Annotated in this window: 15 protein-coding genes; 12 read left to right on the top strand and 3 right to left on the bottom strand. The window is 69.4% G+C overall.

Going from position 1 to position 15,641, the window contains the following annotated elements:
- The first annotated feature begins 6 nt into the window (after positions 1–6).
- The 4 genes from IEY60_RS13975 (at position 7) to IEY60_RS13960 (ending at position 4,374) form a co-directional block, all read left to right on the top strand.
- Positions 7–1,347: an LLM class flavin-dependent oxidoreductase gene (locus IEY60_RS13975; protein ID WP_189028052.1), complete on the top strand. Its 1,341-nt coding sequence runs from the start codon at positions 7–9 to the stop codon at positions 1,345–1,347.
- 105 nt (positions 1,348–1,452) lie between these two features.
- Entirely contained in the window at positions 1,453–2,388 is a 936-nt protein-coding gene (locus tag IEY60_RS13970) for a TauD/TfdA dioxygenase family protein (protein ID WP_189028049.1), read from the top strand.
- A gap of 61 nt (positions 2,389–2,449) precedes the next feature.
- Positions 2,450–4,039, top strand: a complete 1,590-nt coding sequence (locus IEY60_RS13965; RefSeq protein WP_189028047.1) for an FAD-dependent oxidoreductase — start codon at positions 2,450–2,452, stop codon at positions 4,037–4,039.
- The gene (locus IEY60_RS13960) at positions 4,036–4,374 is read left to right on the top strand and encodes a 4Fe-4S dicluster domain-containing protein (RefSeq protein ID WP_189028045.1); all 339 of its coding nucleotides are present in this window, start codon (positions 4,036–4,038) and stop codon (positions 4,372–4,374) included. The genes IEY60_RS13965 and IEY60_RS13960 overlap by 4 nt, the downstream gene beginning before the upstream one ends.
- Here IEY60_RS13960 and IEY60_RS13955 read toward each other — a convergent pair.
- Complete coding sequence (locus tag IEY60_RS13955) at positions 4,364–5,065, bottom strand: 2'-5' RNA ligase family protein (protein ID WP_189028043.1); 702 nt, start codon at positions 5,063–5,065, stop codon at positions 4,364–4,366. The genes IEY60_RS13960 and IEY60_RS13955 overlap by 11 nt on opposite strands.
- 275 nt (positions 5,066–5,340) lie before the next feature.
- Here IEY60_RS13955 and IEY60_RS13950 point away from each other — a divergent pair, with 275 nt between their 5' ends.
- The gene (locus tag IEY60_RS13950; RefSeq protein ID WP_189028041.1) at positions 5,341–5,682 is read left to right on the top strand and encodes an LSm family protein; all 342 of its coding nucleotides are present in this window, start codon (positions 5,341–5,343) and stop codon (positions 5,680–5,682) included.
- A gap of 22 nt (positions 5,683–5,704) precedes the next feature.
- Here the strand turns inward: IEY60_RS13950 and IEY60_RS13945 are convergent, their stop codons facing one another.
- Entirely contained in the window at positions 5,705–6,076 is a 372-nt protein-coding gene (locus IEY60_RS13945; protein ID WP_189028039.1) for a YybH family protein, read from the bottom strand.
- Positions 6,077–6,145: 69 nt separating this feature from the next.
- Positions 6,146–6,715: a hypothetical protein gene (locus IEY60_RS13940; RefSeq protein ID WP_189028037.1), complete on the bottom strand. Its 570-nt coding sequence runs from the start codon at positions 6,713–6,715 to the stop codon at positions 6,146–6,148.
- 557 nt (positions 6,716–7,272) lie between these two features.
- Here IEY60_RS13940 and IEY60_RS13935 point away from each other — a divergent pair.
- The 7 genes from IEY60_RS13935 (at position 7,273) to IEY60_RS13905 (ending at position 15,634) form a co-directional block, all read left to right on the top strand.
- Positions 7,273–7,806 carry a hypothetical protein gene (locus tag IEY60_RS13935; protein WP_189028035.1) on the top strand — a complete coding sequence of 178 codons (534 nt, stop codon included), beginning with the start codon at positions 7,273–7,275 and terminating at the stop codon, positions 7,804–7,806.
- Positions 7,807–7,910: 104 nt separating this feature from the next.
- Entirely contained in the window at positions 7,911–9,761 is a 1,851-nt protein-coding gene (locus IEY60_RS13930) for a glycoside hydrolase family 15 protein (protein ID WP_189028033.1), read from the top strand.
- Positions 9,758–10,189 (top strand): DUF7144 family membrane protein, encoded by a 432-nt coding sequence (locus IEY60_RS13925; RefSeq protein WP_189028031.1) that lies wholly within the window; start codon positions 9,758–9,760, stop codon positions 10,187–10,189. The genes IEY60_RS13930 and IEY60_RS13925 overlap by 4 nt, the downstream gene beginning before the upstream one ends.
- Before the next feature lie 42 nt (positions 10,190–10,231).
- On the top strand, positions 10,232–11,560 hold the full coding sequence (locus tag IEY60_RS13920; protein ID WP_189028029.1) for a diacylglycerol/lipid kinase family protein: 1,329 nt from the start codon (positions 10,232–10,234) through the stop codon (positions 11,558–11,560).
- Between the two features lie 417 nt (positions 11,561–11,977).
- Complete coding sequence (locus IEY60_RS13915) at positions 11,978–13,408, top strand: condensation domain-containing protein (protein WP_189028027.1); 1,431 nt, start codon at positions 11,978–11,980, stop codon at positions 13,406–13,408.
- A gap of 4 nt (positions 13,409–13,412) precedes the next feature.
- A complete protein-coding gene (locus IEY60_RS13910; protein ID WP_189028025.1) occupies positions 13,413–14,690 on the top strand; it encodes a glycosyltransferase in 1,278 nt (425 codons plus the stop codon).
- On the top strand, positions 14,687–15,634 hold the full coding sequence (locus tag IEY60_RS13905; protein ID WP_189028023.1) for an ATP-binding cassette domain-containing protein: 948 nt from the start codon (positions 14,687–14,689) through the stop codon (positions 15,632–15,634). The genes IEY60_RS13910 and IEY60_RS13905 overlap by 4 nt, the downstream gene beginning before the upstream one ends.
- Positions 15,635–15,641: the final 7 nt, after the last annotated feature.

Raw genomic sequence — 15,641 nt, 5'->3', positions numbered from 1 at the left:
TCGACCATGTCCCGCAAGACCTTCCATCTCAACGCCTTCCTGATGGGCGTCGGCCACCACGAGGCGGCCTGGCGCCACCCGCGCACCGACGCGCACCGGGTGCTCGACGTCCGGCAGTTCCAGAACCTGGCCCGCATCGCCGAGCGGGGCAAGCTGGATTCGGTGTTCTTCGCCGACACCCTCGCCGTCGGCCCGCGCATCGAACGCAACACCCTCGCGGTGTTCGAACCGGTGACGCTGCTGTCGGCGATCGCCACCGCCACCGAGCGGATCGGCCTGATCGCCACCGCCTCCACCAGCTACAACGAGCCGTTCAACCTGGCCCGCAAGTTCGCCTCGCTCGATCACATCAGCGCGGGCAGGGCCGGATGGAACATCGTCACCTCCGGCAGTGTCGACGAGGCCTACAACTTCGGCCTCGACGCGATTCCCGAACACGCCCGCCGTTACGAGCGGGCCGAGGAATTCGTCGACGTGGCTGTCGCGCTGTGGGACAGCTGGGAATCCGAGGCGATCGTGCTCGACACCGAGGCGGGCATCTTCGCCGACCCCAGCCGGGTGCACACCCTCGACTACGCCGGGGAGCGATTCCGGGTGCGCGGCCCGCTCAATTCGCCGCGCGGCCCGCAGGGCAGGCCGCTGCTGGTGCAGGCCGGATCCTCGGAGTCGGGCAAGGAGTTCGCCGCGCACCGTGCCGAAGCCGTGTTCACCGCGCAGCGCACTGTCGAGGACGGCGTCCGGTTCTACCGCGATCTCAAATCCCGGCTGGCGAAGTACGGTCGCGCCGAGCACGAACTCAAAGTGCTGCCCGGCCTCGTCCCGTTCATCGCCGACACCGTCGAGGAGGCCAAGGCGCTCGAGCAGGAGTTCACCGACCTGATCTCACCCGACTACGCGCTGCGCCAGCTCTCGTCCATGCTCGGCGTCGACCTCACCGCGCACGCCCTGGACGCACCGCTGCCCCCGTTGCCCGCCGAGAGCGAGATACAGGGTGGCAAGAGCCGCTTCACGCTCGTCAAGGAGCTGGCCGAGACCGAGGATCTCACGGTGCGTCAGCTCATCGGCAAGCTGGGCGGCGGCCGTGGGCACCGCACCTTCGCCGGTACCCCCGAACAGGTGGCCGACGAGTTGCAGACCTGGTTCGAGGCGGGCGCGGCCGACGGCTTCAACATCATGCCGCCGTACCTGCCCGGCGGCCTCGAGGACTTCGTCGACCGGGTGGTGCCGATCCTGCAGGAACGCGGCCTGTTCCGCGCCGACTACGAATCCACCACGCTGCGCGGTCACTACGGGCTCGATCCTGTCGAAAGCCAGTTCGCCCCGCGTGATTCACGGGTGAGCGCCTGATGCACACCCGGCGACTCGACATCGAGCTCATGCGGGTGGTGAGCAGCTCCTGTCCAGGCCGATGACCACCCACGTCCCCGCCTGCTTCCCTGAAGGACCAACGACATGACCACCATCGAAAGCCCCCGCACCGCCACCGCACTGGAGATCGTCCCGGTCGCCGGGCACATCGGCGCCGAGGTCACCGGCATCGACCTGCGCGAGGACCTGACCGACGCCACCGTCGACGAGCTCACCGCGGCACTGCACCGGCACAAGGTGCTGTTCTTCCGCGATCAGCACATCGGCCACGCCGAGCAGATCGCGTTCTCCCGCCGCTTCGGCGCCGTCACCCCCTCGCACCCCTACGACGACGACGCGCCCACCGAGCACCCGGAGATCCTCGCCGTCGACAGCCGCCTCTACGAGAAGCGCTTCGGCCGCAAGAAGTTCAGCTACACCAACCAGTGGCACACCGATGTCTCCCCGCTGATCAACCCGCCCGCCGCCTCCATCCTGCGCGCGGAGATCGCCCCGGAACGCGGCGGCGACACCCAGTGGACCAATCTGGCCGCCGCCTACGCCGGTCTGCCGGAATCGCTGCGCACCTTCCTCGACGGCCTGCGCGCCGAACACCGCTTCGGTGGCCGGATCCCACCGTGGGACGCAGACAGCGACTACGCCCGCAAGATCGCGGCCTCACCGCTGGTGACCGAGCACCCGGTGGTGCGGGTGCATCCGGTGACCGGTGAGCGGGTGCTGTTCGTCAATCCCGGCTTCACCACCCGGATCATCGGCCTGACCCCGCCGCAGAGCGACGCCCTGCTGCAGCTGCTCTTCGACGAGATCTCGCACCCCGCCTACACCGTCCGATTCCGGTGGGCGAAGGGCAGCATCGCGTTCTGGGACAACCGCGCCACCGCGCACCTGGCCCCGAGCGACCTCGACCATCTCGACGTCACCCGGGTGCTCTACCGCACCACCCTCGAGGGCGACATTCCGGTCGGCGTCGACGGTGTGCCGTCCAGTCCGGTGGCCGGCGCGAAATTCACCGGCGCCTGAAAACCCGTCCGGTGCCCGGCCTTCCGGGCCGGGCACCGGTTCCCGACAGGAGAACGATTCGATGAGCGAAACCTGGCACGCGAGCACCGACGTCCTGGTGATCGGCGGCGGACCGGCCGCCTCGTGGGCAGCGATTCACGCCCGGGAGGCAGGCGCGGAGGTGACCCTGGTCGACAAGGGGTACTGCGGAACCAGTGGCGCCACGGCGCCCTCTGGCACCGGCGTCTGGTACGTCGCGCCGGAAGCCGAGGCGCGCGCGTCGGCCAAGGCGGCCCGCGAAGCACTGGGCGGCCACCTCGCCGACCACTACTGGATGGACCGCGTCCTCGACCAGACCTACACGAACATGAACCGGCTCGCCGTCGAAGGCCGCTATCCGTTCCCCGTCGACCTGGCAACGGGCGAGCAGCTGCGCACCGGTGTGCAGGGGCCCGAGTACATGCGCCGGATGCGCGCCTGGCTCCAGCGGATCGGCGTCCGGATCCATGATCACTCCCCCGCGCTGGAACTGCTCGTCGACGATGCGGGCGCGGTGCGCGGCGCCGCGGGTCATCAGCGTCAGCTCGACCGCGACTACCGGATCACCGCGGGCGCGGTGGTGCTGGCCTCCGGTGGCTGCGCATTCCTGTCCGGGGCGCTCGGCACCAATGTCGACACCGGCGACGGCGCGCTGATGGCAGCCGAGGTGGGCGCCAGGTTCTCGGGGATGGAATTCTCCAATGCCTACGCGATCGTGCCGAAGGGCTCGACGATCACCAAGACCGCGTACTACGGCTACGCCACCTTCTTCGGCGAGGACGGGCGGGTCCTGGAGGACGCGGGCTCCACCAGGGGCCGGTCGGTGATCGCGCGAACCCTGGTGCGGGAGAAGGTGTTCGCTCAGCTCGATCGCGCCGACGCGACCGTGCAGGCGCAGATGCGCCTCGGTCAGCCGAACTTCTTCCTCCAGTTCGACCGGCGTGGCATCGATCCGTTCACCCAGCGTTTCGAGATCGACCTGCTCGCCGAGGGCACCGTGCGCGGCACCGGCGGCCTCGATGTGGTCGACGACGACTGCGCCACCACGGTGCCCGGTTTGTTCGCGGCGGGCGACGCGGCGACCAGGGAGCGCATCTGCGGCGGCTTCACCGGCGGTGGCAGTCACAATGCGGCGTGGGCGATGTCGTCGGGCAGCTGGGCCGGGGCGGGCGCGGCGCGCTATGCCCGCTCCGTCTCGCGCGGCGGTGAGGTGGCAGGTGCGGGCCGAGTCGGGTTGCGGCCCAGCGGTTCCGGATCACTGACCGCCACCGAGGTGGTGACGGCCGCGCAGCAGGAGCTGATCCCGTTCGAGAAGAACTATCTGCGCCACGGCGATCGGCTGCGGCCCGCGCTCGCCCGTTTGGACGAGCTGTGGAGCGCGGCGGCGCAGGAATTGGGCGGTGCGACCGGCGACGAGCGGGTGCGGGCCAGGCAGGCCGCGGCGATCACCGCGGTGGGCAGGCTCATGTATCGATCGACGTTGTCGCGCACCGAGACTCGCGGCATGAGCAAACGCGCCGACCATCCGGGCACCGACCCGGCGCAGCATCACCATGTGGTCTCCGGCGGACTCGACGCACCGTGGATCGGCACCGCCGATGCCCGCAATTCCGGTCTGGCGGTGGCGTCGTGATCGAACTGCTGCGCGCACAGGACTGCATCGGCTGCGACAAGTGCGTGGTGGCCTGCCCCACCAACGTCTTCGACCGCACCGACGCCGGAATCCCGGTTATCGCACGGCAATCCGATTGCCAGACCTGCTTCATGTGCGAGGCCTACTGCCCGACGGACGCGCTCTACGTCGCCCCCGATGCCACGCCGCTCGCACCGACGGCCACGCTGCCGACCGAGCAGATCGGCCGATACCGCGAGAAGCTCGGCTGGGGCCAGGGCCGGACCGCGGGCGCCCGTCTCGCGGTGGGACCGCGGCTGCCGCACGGCGCACCGCCGCCCCGGCTCAACCCTTGAGGACGTCCTCCGGCCACCGCAGCGCACCGAAGAGCGGATCGTCGTAGACGGTGGGTTCGACGACCGGCTCCGGCACCCGGAGCAGGTCGGCGGTACTCACCTCGGCGAAGTCGTATCGACCGTTCTCACACTGCAATTCGACCAGCGAGATCGCCGAGACCGTGTCGTCGAGGGTGAAATCGGCGAAACCGTCCTCCGCGAACGCCGCGCGCAGCGGCTCGGCCGGCGTGGGGCGGGTGACATGGGCCAGGGCAAGGTAGGGGCGCAGCGGCTCGCCGAATTCGGGAATCCGTTCCCGGATCCACACGTCGGTCAGTGCGCAGGTCAGGTCCTGGCGCACACTCAACAGCTCCGCGGGCAAGGTGATCGGCAGGCGGATCGAGTCGGCGGCGACCACCGGCGGGCCGAACGCGATCTGGAACGGCGCGTGGTCGGCCAGCCTCGCCCTGGCACCGGCGACCAGCGCAGCCAGGTGCATCCCCTTGACCCCGTCGACGAAGCCGATTCCCTGCACGCCGATGCGCAGGCGGGCGGCGTCGACCTGTTCGAGCCCGGGCAGCCGGGCGATGGTCGGCGCGAAGATCTCTACCAGCTTGTCGGCGACCGGCTGGGTCGGGGTGACCTGCCAGTCGTAGAACGAACGTCCCGGAGTCCACCCCGGTCGCCACCACCAGCGGCTGGCAACAGTCATCTCGCCCGCGATCATGGTCCCACCTCCCGATCTCCGCCGCCGCTCCCAGCGACCACCCGGCTGACCGGCAGATCTGTCCGCCATCGACAGCTTCGACCAGTCACCCCGACGTGCACCGGACACGATCGGCACCAATGCTGCGATGCCAGTTACCTCTCAGCGACGCTATTCCCGGTGCGGCAGGCCCGCAACACGGCGAGACCGATCCGTTGCACCTTCGATCCCTAGTCCACGCCAACCGCTGCGACCGGCCCGTTCCCACTACACTGGCCGTCATGCCTGTTCGTCGGCTGATCGCGCTGTCCGCGTTTGCCCTCCTGCTTCCCTTCGCCGCGTCCGCCTGCACCATGACGGGCCACGGCACCACCTCCGAGTGCACCGTCAGCGGCTGCACCGTCACCTTCGATCGCGGGGTGAACGCGAAGGCCTCGGTCCTCGGCATCGACGCCGAACTGGTCGCCGTCGACGGTGACGTGGTCACCTTGAGCGTCGGCGGTCAGCAGGTCACCGTGCCGGTCGGGCAGTCGCAGGCATCCAACGGCATGGATGTCCGGGTCCGCGAAGTGACCCAGGACAAGGTCGTCGTCGTGCTGTCGACGGGCCTGAACCAGAACTGACGCAACGGATGTGCGGGCCTGATCAGCCGAGCACGTTCGGCTGATCCAGGATCCAGCGCCAGCTACCGTCGGGCTGCCTGCGCGCCACCTCGACGGTGGCGCCGGTGCCACCGGGCAGCCGCGACGAGGTCAGCGCGAGATCACCGGCTTGCAGCGCGGGCGCCTGGGGGCCCGGCTGGAACACCGGACGGTCGGCCACCAGCCTCGCGTAGGCCGCCCGGATCTCCTCGATCCCCGTCGCCACGACCCCGTCCGGCAGGGCGAGCACCGCATCGGATTCGTACAACTCGACCAGGCCGTCCACGTCGCCGGCATTGAGCCGTTCGACCACCAGCCGGCTCAGATCCTCCGGACGCTGTGCTCGTTCCCGCACACCGTCGACACTGTCGGTCATCGTCACCCTCCTCGACATGGGCTGTGCGCCAACGGTAACGCCGGGGTCCGACAGAACCGGACGTCCGTCTCAGTGCCCGTCGTGCAGGTCCACCGAGAACCGGTACCAATTCCCGTCGAACGGCGTGTAGACCGGCCGGTACGCCGAAGGGACGTGCACCGGCGGCCGGGAATCGGCGGGAAAATGTGCCAGGCCGCCGAGCGAGTCACCGATCCCGAACAGGCAACCGCCGTCCTGACTCGCGATCGAGGACACCCGGACGACCCCGACCCAGCCACCGTCGGCGTCGTCGCACTCCCCCTGCGCCGCCTCGGTCATCGCCGATTCCGACAGCCACCACGCCACCCGATCCGGGATGCCCGCCACTGCGACGCCGATCCCGAGCAGAACCACCAGCGGCGCGAGCAGCACGGTGCCGTAGCGGCGATATCGCGCACACCCGATCGGCGCGAAGACCATCCACAGCACGCCGGCGACCAGCAGCGCGAGGACGGCGACGACGGTGACCAGCAGGTCGAACTCGGTGGCGTCGTTCAGCAGCAGGGTCAGGATCGCCCCGGTCGCCAGCGCCACCGACGTGCGCATCGCCAGCACCCAGCGCCGGGTCGGTGGCACGGCCTCGGTCTCCACGGTCGTCATGGCCCCACCCTACGGAGACCCGGCGGATCCGCCCGCCGGGAAAGGGCGAAACCCCCGAAAGCCGAGGGGCTTTCGGGGGTTTCGCGGGCACAGGTCACACCGTCACAGCGGCGGGAATCCCGCAGAGCCGGTCGCCATCCAGTTCCAGAAACCGGCGGCACGGTTGACCAGCAGGGCAATGACGTCGAGAGCAGTGCTTCCCATCAAGCTTCCTAACATTCGGACGAACGATTCGCTTGCCCACCATAGCAACTCGCCGGCGCTGATCACGACGCGATATCGAGGCATTGGAGCATTACCAGCGAGCGAGCTCGGGTATTCGTCTCGCCGACAACGTGATTGCCGTTTCGGCTGTTCAGGAGGATGGCGGCGCGAAATCTTCCCGGCGATCGAGTTCCGCTCGCCGTCAGCACGCCGACCGATCAATTGCCGGTCAGGGCGCATTTCCGACCGGCACGGACGGTCCACAGAAATTCGGCCGCCGAAATATATAGTACCGAGGTAGCAAACCTTTCCGAAGTGAGACCGGTGACACCCGACGAACACGGTGAGGACCGATGGCAGGCAACAGATACGAGCTCCTGCACCGACCTCTGTTCGGTCGTGCCCCGCTCGATCAGGGCAACGCGGCCAGTCGCATCAGCGCCTACATCTACGGCAACGTCCTGATCCTGGCCGCGCTGATCCCGGTCTCGCCGTCCGCCGAGAACGTCGGCATCCTCGTCGTCCTCGGCACCGCGCTGTCCACGTTCATCGCGCACTCCTTCGCCGAGAGCGTCGGACGATCGGTGCGGGACGGCCCGCCGCGCTCCACGCCGCAGCGATGGGCGAATCTGCGCGACTCGCTGCCCATCCTCAGCTCGGCGGTGGTGCCCTGCGCGATCCTGGCGGCCGCGGCGATCGGGTGGCTCGAGCCGCGTACCGCGCAAGTGCTCGCCGAGGTGGTGATGCTGGTACGGATCGGCGGTATCGCCTTCGTCATCCATCGGCTCCAGGGGCGGGGTCCCGACCGTTCGACACTGGTCGGGGCGGTACTGCTGAGCTGCGCGGCCACCACCGTCGTGGCGATCAAGGTCATCTTGACCCACTGACCGGCACGGGATTCACCCGTTCCGGGTGAGGCCGCCGACGCGGTCGGCTGGTTGGCTGAAGTCGGCCGGCCACCGGGGTGGGCGGCCTCGAGGGAGGAGCGCTCGTGAACGCGTACCCACCGATCGACGAACACGGCATCGTCGGCGATCTCCAGACCGCGGCGCTGGTCTCGGCCGCCGGAACGATCGACTGGTGGTGTGCTCCCCGATTCGATTCCCCCAGCGTGTTCGCCTCGCTGCTCGACAGCGAGAAGGGCGGGTACTGCTCGATCGCCGTCGACACCGCCGCCGGCACTGTCCGGCAGCTCTATCTCCCGGATACCGCCATCCTGCTCACCCGGTTCTCCGGGCCCGACGGCGTGGGCGAGGTCGCCGACTTCATGGAACCGATTCTCGACACCGAGCCCACCGACCGGCACCGGCTGGTGCGCGTCGTGCGGGTGGTGCGCGGAAGTCTGACCTTCTCCCTCGAGTGCCGTCCCCGGTTCGACTACGGACGCGCCACTCACACCCTCGATCGGGCCGACGACCGCACCGCCGTCTTCCGGTCCCCTACCGCCGATCTGCACCTGCAGACCACCGACCCGATCGTGTTGCACCCCGACGGCGCGGATGTCACCGCGCGGTTCACGCTGTCCGCGGGTGAGCGAGCCGCCGTCGTGCTGACGACCACGTCCGCGGGCGGGCCCGTCTCGGCGGCCCCGACGTGGGAGGGCATAGCCGAGGAACTCGACCGGTGCCGTCACTTCTGGCAGACCTGGTTGCGCTCGTCCACCTACCGCGGCCGCTGGCGCGACGAGGTCAACCGTTCCGCGATCACCCTCAAACTGCTCACCTACGCGCCGACCGGTGCGCCCATCGCGGCGGCCACCATGGGACTGCCCGAGCAGATCGGCGGCGAACGCAACTGGGACTACCGCTACACCTGGATCCGGGATGCCTCCCTCTCGGTCCGGGCCTTGATGGATCTCGGGTTCACCGCGGAGGCCTACGCGTTTCGCCGCTGGCTGCGCGAGCGGGTCGAGGCGGGCGGGACCGTCTCGGGCGAGCCGTTGCAGATCATGTACCGCGTCGACGGCGATCCCCGGCTCGACGAAGTGATCCTGACCCACCTCGAGGGCTACCAGGGTTCGGCGCCGGTGCGGGTCGGCAACGGCGCGGCCGACCAGATCCAGCTCGACATCTACGGCGAGGTGGCCGACGCCCTGGCCCAGGCCACCGATCTGGCCGCCATCACCGGGTGGCGGACCTTCGCCGGTCTCATCGACTGGCTCGCCGGGAACTGGGACCGCCTGGACGAGGGAATCTGGGAAACACGCGGTGGTAGACAGGAATTCACCTACAGCAGGCTGATGACCTGGGTGGCCTTCGACCGCGCCATCAAGTTGGCGACCGAGCAGGCCAGACCCGCTGACCTGGCCCGCTGGACGACCGAACGCGACGCGGTCTTCCGCCAGATCGTCGAGCGCGGTTGGAGCGAGCAGCGCCAGGCGTTCGTGCAGCACTACGCCACCGAGGTGCTCGACGCGTCGCTGCTGCTCATGCCCCGCATGGGCTTCCTGTCACCGACCGACCCGATGTGGCTGAGCACCCTCGACGCGATGGATCAGGAGCTGGTCAGCGACAGCCTGGTCTACCGCTACGACCCCGAGGCATCGCCGGACGGTCTGCGCGGGACCGAAGGCACCTTCAACCTGTGCAGCTTTCTGTATGTGGAAGCCCTCGCGCGGACAGGCAGGCTGCAACAGGCCCGCTACGCCTTCGACAAGATGCTCACCTATGCCAATTACGTCGGCCTGTTCGCCGAGGAGATCGGCCCGTCCGGCGAGCAACTGGGCAACTTCCCGCAGGCCTTCACCCACCTGGCACTGATCACCGCCGCCCTCGCACTCGACGAGGAACTCGATCGCGCCGAGGCCGAACCGCCGTCTACAACCACGAGGAGTCGAGGATGACAAGCAATACGCCGGCGGAGCACCGCGCCCCGCCCGTGGAAGAGCCTCTTCAGCGGCAGGCCATCGCGGAGGGAATATCGGTCACGGCCGCGTGCATGCTGCTCATCTTGGCGGCAGTCTCCGTCCTGCAGGGCATTTCCGCCCTGCGGAGCGACGAAATATATGTCGCCGGAGTCGAATATGTGTACAAATTCGACACGACGACCTGGGGCTGGGTACACGTCGTGCTGGGCGTACTGGCGCTGGTCGTCGGCGTCGGCTTGATAATGGGGACGACCTGGGGCCGATACTCCGCGCTGGGAGTCGCCGCATTGGTGATCGTCGCGAATTTCTTGTCCCTGCCGTACTACCCCGGTTGGTCCCTCGTGATCATCGCACTCAGTGTGGTCGTCATCTGGGCCCTCATGGCCTGGCAGCCCGAGCGGTGAGTCCATTCCGGCGATGTGCGACGACGATCGGCGGGCGGCACGGTGAGCGATGACTCCGCGGTCCGGATCCGGTGCTGGGCGGCCAGAGCGGCCTTCCTCTTCGCCGCCTTGACTGCCCTGATTCCGGTGCTGTTCGCGGGGGTGGTGGGGGCGCTCGGGTTGCTGATCGTCGGGACCGGCGGCGTCGTGGTCACGATCGCCGCGCTGTACTGGTTTCTGACCAGGTACGGCCCGACGCGCTGGGTGTCGCTGGCGATCGCGGTGCTGTCGCCGATCTTCGTGATCGTGGTCTTCGTGCGCGCCCACCTGCTGTGGGTGGTACTGCTCGCCGCCGGATCGGCCCTGCTGGCGGTCGTCTGCGCGCGCGTCGCGCTGCGCTCCGGGAGTTCGCGCACCGCCGCGGCCGAGCATCCCGCCCCGCAGGCCAGGCACCCGTTCCTGATCATGAATCCGCGTTCCGGCGGCGGGAAGGTCGAGAAGTTCGATCTGCGGCGCAAAGCCGAGGAACTCGGCGCCGAAGTCGCCCTGCTGGAGGGCGACGTCGACGTCGAGACGCTGGCCCGACAGGCCGTCGACCGCGGCGCGGACCTGCTCGGAGTGGCAGGCGGTGACGGCACCCAGGCGCTGGTGGCAGGCATCGCGGCCGAGCACGGACTGCCATTCCTGGTGATCAGCGCGGGGACCCGGAATCACTTCGCGATGGACCTCGGCCTGGATCGCGCCGATCCGGCCGCCGGGCTCGACGCCCTCCGCGACGGGGTGGAGCTGCGCGTCGACCTCGGCCGCATCAACGGACTGCCCTTCGTCAACAACGCGTCCTTCGGCGTCTACGCCGAGATCGTGCGCAGTCCCGCCTACCGCGACGACAAGACCGCGACAGTCCTGCGGCTGCTCCCCGATCTCCTCGCCGGGCACGCGGGCAACCGGCTCGTCGCGCGCATCGACGGCACGGCGGTCGCGGGGCCGCAGGCGATCCTGGTCAGCAACAATCCCTACGGCACCAGCGATCTGGCCGGACTGAGCCGGCGCGACCGGCTCGATAGCGGCAGGCTCGGCACGGTCACCCTCTCGGTCGCGAACACCCGCGACGCGATCGGCCTGATCCGTCGCACCCGCAGCCAGGGCCTGACCCAGCGGACCACGCTCGAAGTCAGCGTCGACGCCACCGCACCACGGATCCCGGTCGGCGTCGACGGCGAATCCCTCGAGCTCGACACGCCCGTGCGCTGCGTCATCGAACCAGGCGCACTACGCGTGTGGGTACCGCGAAACCGGCCGGGAACACCTGCCGGCGCACCCACGATCGATTGGCTCCGGCTGCGGGACTTGGCCATTCACGGCGACGCCGGGAAGAATCGCCGAACGCAATGAGCGATTCCGACATTTCGCCCCCTGCCGAATTGCGCAGGGTGAACGTCCGGGAAACAGCACCGGACTACGACTTACCTCAGCTGTGATGACGCCGACACCGCGCGCCGACACCCGGTGAACAAAAGTATCGGCGGACAGCGATGTGCGCCGATACTTCCATCCGAAATATTCTGTGCGCCAGCGTCAATCCGCTGATTCGTCGACACGATCCACGGGTCGCCGAGTTTTGTTCACGAAACTCGTGACGGCGATCACAAACATGAGTTTCGGCGCTGCGGCTATACCATCTAGTTCGCCGAGGCTTCCGGAATATCCGCCGTCGAAGTTCCAGAGCACCAGTGGTGACACATCGACGTGCCCCTTTCGCATCCGACTTCCGCCGCTTCGGCATGTCTTCGTCACGAGGTGAACCCGGTCATGGAATACACCCACCTGTCCGAATTCGCGATCCGTCCCGGCCGCTTGTCGATCTGGACTCCCGAGCTTCCCACCGACGCCTGGCAGCTCGACGACCGGCCGCTGACCAGCGTGCACGCCGCCTACTGCGCGAGCGTCGATCCCGCCGACCCGCAGCCGGGCCGAGGCCGCTGGATCGGCACCGTCTTCGAGATGGACGCCGTGCTCGATCGCGGCGCCTGGCGCGAGACGCTGCGCCGGTGGCACAGCAGGCACGAGGGGCTGCGCACCACGGTGCGCGTCGAGCCGGCGGGCGAACCGCGCAGGCTCGTCGCCGCCGCCACCGCGGTCGGCATCGCCGAACAGCAGATCGACGGGCTCACCGATGGTGCCCGGATCAACGAATTCCTCTGCGGCGCACTGGAACTGCGGCTGTCGCCGCTGGTGTGGCCGCATCTGCTCGCGGCCACGGTCGAGCATACCGACACCGGTGACTTCACCGTGCTGGTCGCCGCCGATCACTCGGTGCTGGACGCCTACTCCCAGGCCATCCTCATCCTCGAGCTGCGCACGCTCTACCGCGAGGTCGTGGCGGGCGAGCAGCCGCGCGAATCGGCCACCTTCGGCAGCGCGGCCGACTTCGCCGTGGTCGAACGGGCAGCCGCCGCCGAACTGCACGCCGAGTCGCCCGCGGTCGAGACGTGGCGGGAGTTCCTCGCCGGTGGCGACGGCACCATGCCGCGCTTCGCCACGCACGCGCATCGACCCGCCCCGGCCGATCAGCCGCAGCCGAGTGTGTCGCGCCGCCTGCTCGACCTGGCCGAGCTCGAGCAGTTCGAGGCGGTGCTCGACCAGGTCAGGCATCGGATGTCGGTCGCGGTGTTCGCCGCGCTGGCGGTGGCGCATCAGCGGCGGTTCGGCACGGATCGGATGCGCACGGCGATGCCGATCGCGACCCGGCCGGACCTGCGGTGGCTCGAGTCGATGGGTTGGTTCGTCAATGTCGTCCCGGTCGACATCACCGTGACGCCCGACGCGGGCATCACCGCGGCGCTGGAGAGCGCCCGCGAGGCGCTGCGCCGGTCACGAACGGCCAACGACGCGTCCTGGTCGCGCGTGCTCGAGGTGCTCGGGGTCGAGGAGACGCCCCGGTTCGGGATCTCCTTCCTCGATATCCGGGTGCTGCCCGGCTACGAGCTGGTCGCCGCCCTACGCGGACGGACCCTGCGGGCCGAGTCGTACTCGGCCGACGAGGTGTTCCTGTGGGTCGTGCGGGCCGACGACGGCCTCTACGTCTCCACCCGGTACCCCGCCGGCTTGCCCGCCGAGGTGATGGACGAGTTCCTCACCGCGTTCGGCCAGGCACTGTCCTCGATCACCGCGGCTGTCCACGCCGACAAGCCCGGGTCGGTCGTCGACGCGCCCGGCTCGGTCGTCGCGCAGGCGGTGTGAGCCGATGCGGGCACTGTTGGCATTCACCGGCAGCCGGGGCGACGCCCAGCCCGGCATTCTGCTGGCGCGCGCACTGATCGCCCGTGGACACGAGGTGACCCTGGCACTGGCACCGAACCTGGTCGGGTTCGCGACCGGTCACGGGGTACCCGCGGTCCCGTTCGGTTGCGACAGCGCGGCACTGTTGCGCGCCCAGCGCGCCGACTCACGGTTCGGCTCGCGTGACCCGCGCGCCCGGTGGCGGGCCCTGCTCGACCTACAGCGGCGCGGGGTGCCGGAATCACTGGCCGACCTGCGGGAGCTGGTGCCCGGTCACGATGTGGTGGTGGCCGGGATGGCGGGCGAGGAAGCCGCGGCGGTCGTGGCCCGCGAGGGCGGGGTGCCGTTGGCCGCGGTCCATTTCTTCCCGATCCAGCCCAATGCGGTCGTACCGGTCGTGCCTGCGCGGTGGGCGGAGCGGGTGCCCGGTGTGGTGCATCGATGGGGTTGGTCGGCGCTTGCCCGTGCCAGGGCCGCGGCCTTGGCTCCGGTTCTGCCTGCGGGCGAGCCGGCGGCGCGGATGCGCATCCAGGCCTACGACCCTGCGCTGTTCCCTGGTCTGCGTGACGAGTTGTCCGGCCCGTTCACGGGTTTCCCGGTCGATGTCGACGGTTGCCTTACCGCGGCACCAGATTCCGCGCAATCCCGGCGCGTTGCCGACGAGCCTGCCGGCTACCGCGAACTCGGACTCCGTCAGTGGCTGGCTACCGGTTCCGCGCCGATCTACGTGGGCTTCGGTTCCATGGATGTCGGCGATCCGGCCGAGTTCGTCGCCATGGTTCGCGCCGTCTGTGCGCGACGAGGCCGTCGGCTGCTGCTGGCTTCTGGGTGGGCCGATATCACGCCCGGCATCGATGCCGAGGTGGCCATCGTCGAGCACGTCGACCATGCCGAGGTGCTGCCGCGGTGTGTGGCCGTGGTGCATCACGGCGGCGCCGGGACGACCGCGGCCGCGTTGAGAGCCGGTGTGCCGCAGGTGATCTGCTCGGTCCAGGCCGATCAGCCCTATTGGGGTCAGGCGCTGCAACGTCTCGGGTTGGCTGCGACCGCTCCGGCAGGTGCACTCACCGGCCCACGCCTGGACACACTTCTCGACCGGATCTCGACCCTCGATGTCCGTCGCCGCGCCGCGGCCTACGCCGCGGGGTTCACCACCGATGGCGTCGAGCGAGCCGCCGATGCCGTCGAAGCACTCGCGCCGGTCACCCCCGAACTGATCGACGCCGCAGGGAGGCTCCCATGACCACCGACATCGCCATCCGCACCAGCGGGATCGGCAAGTCCTACGGCGATTTCACGGCCGTTGGCGCCGTCGACCTCAGTGTCGCCGCGGGCACGGTCTTCGCCCTGCTCGGCCCGAACGGTGCGGGCAAGACCACGACCGTCCGCATGCTGGCGACCCTGGTGCGTCCCGATCGTGGCAGCGCGGAGATCTTCGGCTACGACATCGTGCGTGATGCCACCGCGGTGCGCTCGATGATCGGGCTCACCGGCCAGTACGCCTCCGTCGACGAAACCCTCACCGCCGGTGAGAATCTGCGCCTGTTCGGGCGACTGCTCGGACTGTCGCGCCGCGAGGCCGCCGCGCGCAGCGCCGAACTCCTCGACGAGTTCGAGCTGAGCGCGGTCACCGATCGTCCGGTCGGCCAGTTCTCGGGTGGCATGCGACGGCGGCTGGATCTGGCGGCGACACTGATCACCGATCCGCCGCTGATCTTCCTCGACGAGCCGACCACCGGTCTCGACCCGCATACCCGTGACCGCATGTGGGGCATCATCCGCAAGCTCGTTGCCCGCGGTGCGACCGTCCTGCTCACCACCCAGTACCTCGAGGAAGCGGACGCGCTGGCCGATCGCATCGCCGTCATCGACCGCGGCGCGATCGTCGCCGAGGGCACCGCCGCCGAGCTCAAATCGTCCATCGGTGAGCAGGTGCTGCGCCTGGAACTCGCCGATGTGAGCCAGTCCGGGCACGCCGAGGCGATCGTCGCCGAGCTGACCGGCGAGGTTCCCGAGGGGTCGTCGGCGGGCACGCTGACCGTCGCGCTCGCGGATGCGGGTACCGCCGCCGACATCGTCGCGGCCTGCCGGGCCGCCGGCATCGCGTTGCGCGGTTTCGCCGTCGACCGACCCGACCTGAACGAGGTGTTCCTCGCCCTCACCGGCACGGCACGCGCCGCCGCCTGATCACGGA

It is taken from the genome of Nocardia rhizosphaerihabitans, from assembly GCF_014646295.1.
Taxonomy (GTDB): domain Bacteria; phylum Actinomycetota; class Actinomycetes; order Mycobacteriales; family Mycobacteriaceae; genus Nocardia; species Nocardia rhizosphaerihabitans.
Note: the sequence above shows the minus strand (reverse complement) of the source record. Positions and strands in the feature narration are given on the sequence as shown.